The organism is Hydrogenibacillus sp. N12, from assembly GCF_019645935.1.
GTDB lineage: Bacteria > Bacillota > Bacilli > Thermicanales > DSM-22653 > Hydrogenibacillus > Hydrogenibacillus schlegelii.
Genome location: NZ_CP080953.1, coordinates 2,185,654 through 2,197,633, shown reverse-complemented (window position 1 = coordinate 2,197,633; position 11,980 = coordinate 2,185,654). Strand labels below are relative to the sequence as shown.

General features: G+C 69.9%; 7 protein-coding genes and 1 pseudogene. All 8 read left to right on the top strand.

The features are described from left to right. Positions 1–26: 26 nt before the first annotated feature. Positions 27–3,458: a DNA polymerase III subunit alpha gene (gene dnaE / locus K2M58_RS10285; protein ID WP_220677470.1), complete on the top strand. Its 3,432-nt coding sequence runs from the start codon at positions 27–29 to the stop codon at positions 3,456–3,458. A gap of 85 nt (positions 3,459–3,543) precedes the next feature. After that, positions 3,544–4,740 (top strand): annotated as a pseudogene (locus tag K2M58_RS10280) (malic enzyme-like NAD(P)-binding protein); the annotation flags it as partial. Between the two features lie 365 nt (positions 4,741–5,105). Then, a complete protein-coding gene (accD, locus tag K2M58_RS10275) occupies positions 5,106–5,957 on the top strand; it encodes an acetyl-CoA carboxylase, carboxyltransferase subunit beta (protein ID WP_082718174.1) in 852 nt (283 codons plus the stop codon). Next, positions 5,935–7,062, top strand: a complete 1,128-nt coding sequence (locus K2M58_RS10270; protein WP_220677469.1) for an acetyl-CoA carboxylase carboxyltransferase subunit alpha — start codon at positions 5,935–5,937, stop codon at positions 7,060–7,062. Before accD ends, K2M58_RS10270 begins: the two co-directional genes overlap by 23 nt. Further along, on the top strand, positions 7,059–8,018 hold the full coding sequence (gene pfkA, locus K2M58_RS10265; protein ID WP_220677468.1) for a 6-phosphofructokinase: 960 nt from the start codon (positions 7,059–7,061) through the stop codon (positions 8,016–8,018). The genes K2M58_RS10270 and pfkA overlap by 4 nt, the downstream gene beginning before the upstream one ends. A gap of 35 nt (positions 8,019–8,053) precedes the next feature. Then, positions 8,054–9,796 carry a pyruvate kinase gene (gene pyk, locus K2M58_RS10260; protein ID WP_220677467.1) on the top strand — a complete coding sequence of 581 codons (1,743 nt, stop codon included), beginning with the start codon at positions 8,054–8,056 and terminating at the stop codon, positions 9,794–9,796. Positions 9,797–9,867: 71 nt separating this feature from the next. Beyond that, positions 9,868–10,401 (top strand): acyl-CoA thioesterase, encoded by a 534-nt coding sequence (locus tag K2M58_RS10255; protein ID WP_220677466.1) that lies wholly within the window; start codon positions 9,868–9,870, stop codon positions 10,399–10,401. 272 nt (positions 10,402–10,673) lie between these two features. Further along, a complete protein-coding gene (locus K2M58_RS10250) occupies positions 10,674–11,792 on the top strand; it encodes a citrate synthase (RefSeq protein WP_220677465.1) in 1,119 nt (372 codons plus the stop codon). The last annotated feature ends 188 nt before the right edge of the window (positions 11,793–11,980 follow it).

Genomic DNA, 11,980 nt, shown 5'->3' with positions numbered 1-11,980 from the left:
CCATACGTCCGCGGGGGGAGTTCGCGGTGTCGACGTTTGTGCATCTCCACGTCCACACGGAATACAGCCTGCTCCAGAGCACCGTCCGCGTCGGGGCGCTCCCGGAAGCCGTCCGGGCTCGAGGGATGAGCGCCGTCGCCATCACCGACCATGGGGTCCTCTCCGGCTGGGTGCCGTTCGTCCACGCCTGCCGGGCGGCCGGCATAAAGCCGATCCTCGGGATGGAGCTTGCGGTGGCGCTCGACGACGGCGAGACGGCCCACGTCGTCCTTCTCGCCGACGGCGAAGCGGGCTACCGCTCCCTCGTCCGCCTGTCGACCCTCGCCCAACTCCATCCGGCAACCGACCGGCCGAGCGTGACGAAAGCGGCGCTTGCCGACCACGCCGAGGGGCTCGTCGCTTTAAGCGGCGGACCGGAGGGGGAGGTTGGCCGGCTTCTCTTGAAGGGCGACCTCCCCCGGGCGGCCCAGGCGGCCCTCTGGTACCGGAACGTCTTCGGCCCCGACGGCTTTTACCTCGAGCTTACGGACCACGGCACGCCGGAAGAACAAAAGCTCATCGCCTACAGCGTCGAGCTCGGCCGGCGCCTCGGCCTCCCCCTCGTGGCGACGAACGACGTCCGGTATCTTGACGAGGCGGAAGCGCCGGTCGTCGACGTGCTTCTGGCCATCGCCGCCGGGACGAAGCTCGCCGACCCGCTTCGGCCGCGGCTTCCCGGCCGGGGCTACGACCTCGCCGCGCCGGAGGCGTTTTTCGGCCGGCGGGCCTGGCCGAAGGAGGCGCTTCAAAACGCCGTCCGCCTCGCGGAGCGGCTTTCGGCGTATCTTCCGGATGGAACGCCGAAACTCCCGCGGTTTCCCGTGCCGCCGGAAGACGGCCGGGACGCGGCCGGACTGCTTCGGACGCTGGCGGAAGAAGGCCTCCGGCGCCGCTTTGGCGCGCCGTCCGCCGCGGCCCGGGCGCGCCTCGACCACGAGCTGGACGTCATCGTCCGGATGGGGTTGAGCGACTACTTCCTCATCGTCGCCGACGTCGTCGCGTACGCCCGGCGCCGGGGGATCGCCGTCGGGCCCGGGCGCGGCTCGGCCGCCGGGAGCCTCGTCGCCTACGCCCTCGGCATCACCGACGTCGATCCCCTCCGGTATGACCTCCTCTTCGAGCGCTTTTTGAACCCGGAGCGCAAAAGCCTCCCGGACATCGACATCGACTTCGCCGACGACCGGCGGGAAGAGGTGCTCGCCTACGTCCGGGAAAAATACGGCGCCGACCGCGTCGCCGGCATCGGCACGTTCGGCACGATGGCGGCCCGGATGAGCCTCAGGGACGCCGGAAGGGCGCTCGGCCTTTCGCCGACGGACATCGACCGGCTGGCGAAGCGCATCCCGGCGCAGCCGGGGGCGACGCTCGAGGCGGCCCTCCGGGACGATCCGGCCCTCCGGGCGGAAGGGGAAAAAAATCCGGACATCCGGAGGCTTTTCGACATCGCCCGCCGGATCGAAGGGCTGCCGCGGCACGTCTCGACCCACGCCGCCGGCATCGTTCTCGCGCCGGAGCCGCTGGACGGCCTCGTGCCGCTTTTCCCCGGCGCCGGCGGCGCGGTGACGCAGTTTCCGATGGAAGACTTAGAGCGCCTCGGCCTCGTCAAGATGGACTTCCTCGGCCTCCGGAACCTCTCCCTCCTCGACCGGACCGTCCGGTCGCTCTCCCGCGCCGGCGTCGCCGAGATCGACCTCCGGACGCTTTCCCTCGACGATGCGGAGACGTACCGGATGCTCGCGCGGGGGGAGACGGACGGCGTCTTTCAGCTGGAGTCGCCGGGGATGCGGCGGCTCCTCGTCGAGCTTCGGCCGAGCGCCTTCGACGACATCGTCGCCGCCATCGCCCTTTACCGGCCGGGCCCGATGGACCAGATTCCGGCGTACCTTCGGGCGAAGCGCCGCCCGGAGGCGGTCCGCTATCCCCACCCGGCCCTTCGGCCGATCCTCGAGCCGACGTACGGCGTCATCGTCTACCAGGAGCAGATCATGCGGATCGCCGAGGCCCTCGCCGGCTACACCCTCGGCGAGGCGGATCTTCTCCGGCGGGCGGTGGCGAAAAAAGACCGCTCCGCCCTCGAAGGAGAGCGGGCGCGGTTTGTCGAGCGGGCCGTCGGGCGGGGGGTGCCGAAGGCCGAGGCGGAGGCCGTCTACGACCTCATCGTCCGCTTCGCCGACTACGGCTTCAACAAAAGCCACGCCGTCGCCTACGCCCTCATCGCCTATCAGACGGCGTACTTGAAGGCCCACCATCCGCTGTATTTTTACACCGAACTTTTAAACAGCGTCATCGGCGACGCCGACAAGACGGCCGCCTATCTCGACGCCGCCCGCCGGGCAGGGATCCGGCTCCTCGGGCCGGACATCAACGCCTCCGCCGCCCTCTTTCGCGTCGAAGGCCCGTGGATCCGCTTCGGCCTTCTGCCCGTCAAAAACGTCGGCCGGCAGGCGGCGGAGGCGATCGAGCGGGCCCGGGCGGACGGGCCGTTTCGCTCCCTCGTCGACTTCCTCGTCCGGGTCGATGCCCGGGCCGTAAGCCGCCGGGTCGTCGAGGCCCTCATCGTCGCCGGGGCCTTCGACGCCCTCGCCGGCGGCCGGGCCAACCGGGCGAAGCTCCTCGCCGGCCTCGATGAAGCGTACCGCCGGGCGGACGCCCTCCGCGAGACCGCCGGGCAGGGGGCGCTGTTTGCCGACGACGGGGCGCCGGAAGAGGCGTTCGAGGCCGCCCGGGCGGTCGATCCGTATTCCCCCGAGGAACTCGCCCGCCTCGAGCGGGAGGTCCTCGGCGTCGTCCTCGGCGAGCACCCGCTTCATCGCTTTATGCCCGTTCTCCGGCATCCGTCGGTGACGCGTCTCGCGGCCCTCTCCACCCACCGGCCGGACGAACGGGTCCGCGTCGCCGCCGAGCTCGTCGCCGTCCGGCCCCGGACGACCCGCCGCGGCGAACCGATGGCGTCCTTGCTTCTCGACGACTTGACCGCCCGCCTGTGGGCCGTCGTCTTTCCGGAGGCGTACCGGTTGCTCCGGGAGGCGCTCCGGCCCGGGGCGCTCTACCTCTTCCGGGGGAGGGTGCTCCACGACGGCGAGGCCGTCCGGCTTGCCGTCGAGGACGCCCGTCCCCTCGACGACGTCGCGCGGCGCCTCGCCCTGTCTGCCGCCGCCGGCGAGGGCCGGCGGGCGGTGTTCGTCCGGGTGCGGGAGGCGGATCGCGTCACCGGCAAGCTCGAGGCGCTCCGGCGGCTTCTTCTCGACCATCCCGGGGAAAGCCCCGTTTTCCTCGTCGACGAGCGCCGGGGCGTCCGGATGCTCCCCGAGCGGTACGCCGTGACGCCCTCTTTGACCTTTTTAAAGGCCGTCCGGGCCCTCTTCGGCCCGGACGGCGTCGCCCTTCGCCCGGCGCCGGACGACGCCGGGCGCCGGTAAGGCGCCGGTCGCCGGTGGCGGCCGGCGACCGAATTGGTTTAAAATGAAAGCACCATCGCCAGCCTAGAAGGAGCGAAGCCCCGTTATGATGGACATGCGCCTCGCCGCCCTCCGGCTGCACCGGGAAAACGGCGGCAAGCTCGCCGTCCGACCGAAAGTGCCGCTCCGATCGTCGGCGGATCTGTCCCTCGCCTACTCGCCGTGGGTCGCCGAGCCGTGCAAGGAGATTTACGAGGACGTCGAACGGGTCTACGACTACACGATCAAGCAAAACCTCGTCGCCGTCATCTCCGACGGGACGGCCGTCCTCGGCCTCGGCAACATCGGCCCCGAGGCGGCCCTTCCGGTGATGGAGGGGAAGGCGCTTTTGTTTAAGGCGTTTGCCGACATCGACGCCTTTCCCCTCGTCGTCGACGGCGACTCCGTCGACGCCTTCGTCGACCTCGTGACGCGCCTTGCGCCGACGTTCGGCGGCATCAACCTCGAAGACATCGCCGCGCCGAAGTGCTTCGAAATCGAGGAGCGGCTCAAAAAGCGCCTCGACATTCCCGTCTTTCACGACGACCAGCACGGGACGGCGATCGTCACCCTAGCGGGGCTCATCAACGCCCTCCGGCTCGTCGACAAGACCTTTCCGGACATCCGGGTCGTCGTCAGCGGCGCCGGCGCCGCCGGCGTGGCCATCGTGCGGCTTCTCCTGGCGGTCGGCGTCCGGCACATCATCCTGGTCGACACAAAGGGAATTCTCTACGAAGGCCGGACCGTCGGCATGAACCCCATCAAAGAGGAGATTGCCCGGCTCACGAACCGCTCCCGCCGGACGGGGGGCCTCGCCGAAGCCCTCGACGGCGCCGACGTCTTCATCGGCGTTTCCGTCGGCGGCTCCCTCACGAAAGACATGATCGCGCGGATGAACGAGCGGCCGATCATCTTCGCCCTCGCCAACCCGGTGCCGGAGATTATGCCGGAAGAGGCCCTCGCCGCCGGCGCGGCGGTCGTCGGCACCGGCCGGTCCGACTACCCGAACCAGGTGAACAACGTCCTCGCCTTCCCGGGGCTGTTCCGGGGCGCCCTCGACGTCCGGGCGACGACGATCAACGAAAAGATGAAAGTCGCCGCCGCCCACGCCATCGCCGAGCTCATCCCGCCGGAAGCCCTCCGGCCGGACTACGTCATCCCGTCGCCGTTCGACGAGCGGGTCGCGCCGGCCGTCGCCCGGGCGGTCGCCCGGGCGGCGATGGACACCGGCGTCGCCCGCCGGCGGAAAGACCCGGAGGCGATCTACCGGGACACCTTCGAGCGCGTCCGTCGCCTCCGGCAGGCGTGGGACGCGGCGCGGGACCTCGGCCCGCTTCCGCCGGCGGCCGAGCCGCCGGAAGGGGGCGCCTGGGCCGGCGATGCGCCGTTCGGCCCGGGACGAAGCGGTCCCGAAGGCTCGGGCGCGAACGGAAGCCGGCCGGACGCCGGAGAAAAAGGCGCCGGTCTCCCGGCGGCCGAACGGCCGGAAGCGGCCGGATCGTCCGACCGGCCGTCGGCGGACGGCGCCGGCCCGGACGGCGGCCGTCTGGAGGCCTCCGACGCGGAGGAGGGCGGTCGCCGGTGAAACAGTGGCGGGAGATCTTCCGCAAAAATCGCGCCTCCCGCCGCCTGCCGCGGCCGCTTCCGCCGCCTCCCGAGCGGCCCGGCGACGTGCCGGAAGGGTTGATCGAAAAGTGCCCCCGCTGCGGTGCCCTCCTTTACCGCCGGGAGCTCGAACAGCACCTCTTCGTCTGCCCGAAGTGCGGCCACCACTTTCCGATGAGCGCGCCGGACCGCTTTCGCGTCACGCTCGACGGGGGCCGCTTTTTTGAATACGACGCCGACCTCGTGAGCACCGATCCTTTGGGCTTTCCCGGCTACCCGGAAAAGCTCGAGCAGGCGATGGAAGCGACCGGCCTTCCCGAGGCGGTCATGACGGGCGAGGGGACGATCAAAGGGCACCCGGTCGTCCTCGCGGCGATGGACGGCCGCTTCATCATGGGCAGCATGGGCTCTGTCGTCGGCGAGAAGATCACCCGGGCGATCGAAAACGCCCGCATCAAGCGCTATCCCCTCATCATCTTTGCCGCCTCCGGCGGCGCCCGGATGCAGGAAGGGATGCTTTCCCTCATGCAGATGGCCAAGACGAGCGCCGCCATCGAGCGGTTTCACCGCGCCGGCGGGCTCTTCATCTCCGTCCTCACCCACCCGACGACCGGCGGCGTGTCGGCGAGCTTCGCCATGCTCGGCGACTACCTCTTCGCCGAGCCGGGGGCCCTCATCGGCTTCGCCGGACGGCGGATCATCGAGCAGACGATCCGCGAGGCCCTTCCGCCGGACTTTCAGACGGCGGAGTTTTTGCTCCGGCACGGCCAGATCGACGCCGTCGTGCCGAGGAAGGAGATGCGGGACGTCCTGGCCAGGGTGTTGGCCGTCCACGCCCGAAGGGGGCGAAGCGGTGGAAAAGCGCCTTCCGTTTGAAGAGCCGCTGGTTGCGCTGGAGGCCAAGATCGCGGAGCTTCGGCGCTTCATGGAGGAACAGGGCCTCGACCTTTCGGAGGAGGTGGCCCGCCTGTCCGCCCGTCTGCAGGCGCTCAAGGAAGAGACCTATCGGAACCTCACCCCCTGGCAGAAGGTGCTCATCGCCCGGCACCCCGACCGGCCGACGACCCTCGAGATCGCCGAGGGGATGCTCACCGACTTTCTCGAGCTCCACGGCGACCGCCTCACCGGCGACGACCCGGCGATCGTCGGCGGGATCGGCCTTCTGGACGGCCTTCCGGTGACCGTGATCGGCCATCAGAAGGGCCGCGACACGAAAGAAAACCTGGCCCGGAACTTCGGCATGCCGCACCCGGAGGGCTACCGGAAGGCCCTTCGCCTGATGGAGCAGGCGGAAAAGTTCGGCCGGCCGATCATCACCCTCCTCAACACTCCCGGCGCTTACCCCGGCAAGGCGGCGGAAGAGCGGGGGCAGAGCGAGGCGATCGCCCGGAACCTCCGCGTGATGAGCGGCCTTCGCGTGCCGATCGTCGTCGTCGTCGTCGGCGAAGGCGCCTCCGGCGGCGCGCTCGGCATCGGCGTCGGCGATCGGATCCTGATGCTGGAGCACGCCTGGTATTCCGTCATCTCGCCGGAAGGGGCGGCGGCGCTCCTCTGGAAGGATGCCAAGGAAGCCGAGCGGGCGGCGGTGGCGATGAAGATCACCGCCCAGGACCTCCTCGCGCTCGGCATCATCGACGGCATCATCCCGGAGCCTCTGGGCGGCGCCCACCGGGACAAGGCCGAGACGATCCGCCGCATCAAGGCCGCCGTCAAGGCCGCCCTCGAGGAACTTCTGCCGCTCTCTCCGGAGGCCCTCGTCGAGGCCCGCTATGCCAAATATCGCCGCATCGGACGCTACTCTTCGCTCTTTGCCGAGGGCGCCGCGGCGGCCCCCGGCTTCCGGGACGGGGCGGGCGCCGCCGAGTCGGCCGTCGCCGCCGTTTCGGCCACCGAAGACGATGCCCCGGCCGCATCCGGTGGGACGCGGAGGGACGATGCGGTCGAAGGCGATGGGGCCGAACAAGAGGAGGGCGGCCGATGAAGCGCATCGCGGTCCTGACGAGCGGCGGCGACGCCCCGGGGATGAACGCCGCCATCCGGGCCGTCGTCCGCCGGGCCATTTACGACGGCGTCGAAGTTTACGGCATCGATCACGGCTTTCAGGGGCTTCTGGAAGGGCGCCTCAAGCCGATGACCCTCGGGTCCGTCGGCGACATCGTCCACCGGGGCGGAACGATCCTCCAGACCGCCCGGAGCGAGGCGTTTAAGACCGAGGCCGGGCAGGAGGCGGCCGTCCGCGTCCTCCGGGAGCACGACATCGGCGGCCTCGTCGTCATCGGGGGCGACGGCTCCCTCCGGGGGGCCGAGGCCCTCCACCGCCGGGGCGTCGCCGTCGTCGGCATCCCGGCCTCGATCGACAACGACATCGCCGGCACCGACGAGTCCATCGGTTTTGATACCGCGATCAACACCGTGGCCTGGGCGATCGACAAGATCCGCGACACGGCGACGAGCCACGAGCGGACGTTCGTCGTCGAGGTCATGGGCCGCCGCTCCGGCCACATCGCCCTCTGGGCGGGACTTGCCGTCGGGGCGGAGGCGATCATCGTTCCGGAAGTGCCGTTCGATCTCGACGCCATCGCCCGGCGGCTCGTTCAGACCAAAGAGCGGGGCAAGCGCCACAGCATCCTCATCGTCGCCGAAGGCGTCATGTCCGGCGCGGCGCTCGCCAGGGAGATCGAGCGGCGGACGGGGTTCGAGACCCGGGCGAGCGTCCTCGGCCACATTCAGCGGGGCGGCACGCCGTCGGCCCGAGATCGGCTCCTCGCCGGGCGGCTCGGCTCCCGGGCCGTCGAGCGGCTTCTGGCCGGTCAAAGCGGCATCATGGTCGGCATCCGGGGCGAAGCGATCGTCGACGTCCCGTTTGCCGACGTCTTCCGGGGCGAAAAACCGCTCATGGCGTCCCTCATCGAACTCGCCCGGATGCTGTCCATCTGAAGTCCGAAAGACCCCAACGAAAGGGACGTGATGCGGTGCGGAAGACGAAGATCGTCTGCACCATCGGCCCGGCTTCGGAGTCGCCCGACATCGCCTTCCGGCTCCTGCAGGCCGGCTGCGACGTCGTCCGGTTCAACTTCTCCCACGGCAGCCACGCCGAACACGCCCGGCGCGTCGCCGTCGTCCGGGAGGCGGCCCGGCGCCTCGGGCGGGAGGTGGCGTTCCTCCTCGACACGAAAGGGCCGGAAGTTCGGACCGGCGAGGTGGAAGGCGGCGCGGTCCGCCTCGAAGAAGGCGCCCGCTTCGTCCTCACCCCCCGTCCGCGGGTGGGAGACGCCGGCGGCGTGAGCGTAAGCTACCCTCACCTCGCCCGGGACGTCCGGCCCGGCCAGACGATCCTCATCGACGACGGCCTCATCGCCCTCGTCGTCGAGGCGATCGACGGCGACGACGTCGTCTGTCGGGTGCAAAACGGCGGCGTGCTCAAAAACCGAAAAGGCGTCAACGTCCCCGGCGTCCGCCTCAACCTCCCGGCGGTCGACGCCCAGGACGAGGCGGACATCCGCTTTGCCATCGAGCACGCGTTTGACTTCATCGCCGCCTCCTTCGTCCGGACGCCGGACGACGTCCACGCCGTCCGGCGCGTCCTTGAGGAGGCCGGCGCGGGGCTTTCGATCATCGCCAAGATCGAAAACGCCGAAGGCGTCGAAAACGCCGAGGCGATCCTCGCCGCCAGCGACGGGCTCATGATCGCCCGGGGCGACCTCGGCGTCGAGATCCCGCCGGAAGACGTCCCCCACGTGCAAAAGCGCCTGATCGCCCTCGCCAACCGGGCCGGGAAACCCGTCATCACCGCCACCCAGATGCTCGACTCCATGCAGGAGCGGCCCCGGCCGACCCGGGCCGAAGCGAGCGACGTCGCCAATGCCATCCTCGACGGCACCGACGCCGTCATGCTCTCCGGCGAGACGGCTGCCGGCCGCTATCCCGTCGAGGCGGTAGAGACGATGGTCAAGATCGCCGTCCGGGCCGAGCGGGAACTCGCCGGCCGCCCGATCGGCGCTTTGGGGCCGGAGCCGTCGACGACCGACGTCATCGGGCGTGCCGCCCGGGAAGCCGCCGAACGCCTCGGCGCCGCGGCGATCATCGCGCCGACGGAAAGCGGCTTTACCGCCCGCATGATCGCCAAATACCGGCCGGTGCAGCCGATCGTCGCCGTCACGCCCCACCGCTCCGTCCTCCGGAAGCTCCGCCTTGTCTGGGGCGTCTATCCGCTTCTCGGCGCCTCGCTTCAGAACACCGACGAGATGATGAAAGACGCCATCGCCCGGGCGCTGGACGCCGGCTACGTCCGGCGGGGCGAGCTCGTCGTCCTCACCGCCGGCGTCCCCCTCGGCGAATCCGGCACGACCAACCTGATGAAAATCCACGTCATCGGCGACATCCTCGCCCGGGGGCAGGGGATCGGCGGCGGCGTCGCCACCGGCCGGGCTTACGTCATCGGGCGCGGCGGGGCGCCGAAGCGGCCCTTTGCCGACGGCGACATCCTCGTCACCGTCGAGACCGACGAAACGCTCGTCCCCCTCATGGCCCGCGCCGGCGCCATCGTCACCGAAGTGGGGGGGCTTACGTCCCACGCGGCGATCGTCGGCCTCGAGCTCGGCCGGCCGGTCGTCGTCGGCGCCGAAGGGGTGACCGAAAGCGTCGCCGACGGTTCGATCATCACCGTCGACGCCCGCCACGGCCACGTCTACCTCGGTCGGGCCAACGTCCTCTGATCGCGCCTTCCGCGCCGGGAGTCCGATCAAGCGGGGGCCGCCGGCGGTGCCCCGCCCAGGAGGCGATCCGCATGAACGTCCCGCATCCCCTGGCGGCGCCGGACGTCGCCGTCCCGATTCGCGTCCGCTACAGCGAGACCGACGCCATGGGCGTCGCCTACCACGCCCAGTACCTCGTCTGGTTTGAACTCGGCCGGACGGAATGGATTCGCACGCACGCCGTCCCGTACGCCGAGTTCGAAGCGCGGGGGCTTTTGCTCCCCCTCACCGACGCCCGGGTGTCCTACCTTCAGGCGGCCCGGTACGACGAACCGCTCGTCGTTCGGGCCCGGCCGGTCGCCTTCGGGCCCCTGCGCCTCGCCTTCTTCTACACCGTCGAGCGGCCGGACGGCGGCCGGATCGCCGAAGGGGAGACCCACCACGCGTGGGTCGATCGCTCCTTTCGCCCCCGGCCGCTCAAAAAAGCGTGGCCGGAGATGTACGCCCGGCTCGCGACGCTCCTCAATCCGGGGCACGATCGCCGCGATGCAAAGCGCCGCGGCGCCGACCGCCCCGTGGACGAGGCACCGGCCGAAGGATTCCCTCCGCCGACCGCTTACGCCTGAGGCCCGGCATCGGTCCGGGCGATAAAATCGGCGGAGCGGCATGATGGCGGCTGACCTCGACCGCCGGGAGGTGTTCCCGGCGGTTTTTTGCGCCTTCGGACACACTAAGGGCGGCGGGCGAAACGGGAGGCTCGAAGCCGCTGTTTGTTTTGCATAGCGAAACCCGATTTTAAAATCCTTCACAAACCGGTCAAAATGCGGTATCATGGAATCAGAGGCAGGTTACCGCTTTCACAACCCAGGCGAGAGACGATCGAGAAAGGGTGAGGCCGATGACCACCGTCGCCAAAGGGCTGGAAGGCGTCGTCGCCGCCGAGTCGGCCATCAGCGCGATCGAAAACGGCATGCTTTTCTACCGCGGCATCGACATCGACACCCTCGCCGAGCGGTCGAACTTCGAAGAGGTCGTCTACCTCCTCTGGCACGGCCGGTTGCCGAAGCGTTCGGAGCTCGACGCCCTCCGGTCGGCCCTGCTCGAGGAAGCCCGAGTGCCGGACGACGTCCTCGAACTCCTCCGGCGGGCGCCGAAAGACGCCCATCCGATGTCCGTCCTCCGGACGGCCGTCTCCGCCCTCGCGCTTTACGACCCGGAGGCCGACGTCATGACCGAGGCGGCGAACATCCGGAAGGCCGTCCGCCTCGTGGCGAAGACGCCGACCCTCATCGCCGCCTGGCATCGCCTCCGGCAGGGGAAGGAACCGATCCTCGAGACCGAAAGCGCCTTCACCGCCGAACGGTTCCTCGCCATGCTCCACGGCCAAAAGCCGGAGCCGGAAGCCGTGGAGGCTCTGGACAAAGCCCTCGTCCTCCACGCCGACCACGAGTTCAACGCCTCGACGTTTGCCGCCCGCGTGACCGTCGGGACGCTCGCCGACCTCTACTCCGGCGTCGTCTCCGCCCTCGGCGCCCTCAAAGGCCCCCTGCACGGCGGTGCCAACGAGCAGGTGATGAGGATGCTCGAGGAGATCGGAACGCCGGAGCGGGTCGAAGCGGTCATCCGGGAAAAGCTTGAGCGAAAAGAGCGGATCATGGGCTTCGGCCACCGGGTGTACAAACAGGGCGACCCCCGGGCGAAGCACCTCAAGCGGATGAGCGAGCGGCTCACGGCCAAGATCGGCGAACCCCACTGGTTCCAGATGTCGGAGGCCATCGAAGCGCTCGTCGGCGCCCTCAAAGGCTTAAAGCCGAACGTCGACTTCTACTCCGCCACCGTCTACCACAGCCTCGGCATCCCGAGGGACTTCTTTACCCCGATCTTCGCCATGAGCCGGATGGCCGGCTGGACGGCCCACATCCTCGAGCAGTACGCCGACAACCGCCTGATTCGGCCCCGGGCGGAGTACGTCGGGCCGAAGAACGTCTCGTACGTGCCGATCGAGGCGCGCGGCTGACGCGCGGCCGACGGTCGGCCGAGCGGGCGGCGCCGGCGGCCTGGCCCGTTTCCGGTCGTCGATGCTCCGAGGTCGCCGATGCGCGGATCGTGCCGCCCTTTGGCCTCTCGATCCGTTCGCTCGGGACCGGCGTTGACGCCGGTCCCCGCCTTCGTTAAGGTAAAAGAGCCCAAGCGTGGAAAAAGGAG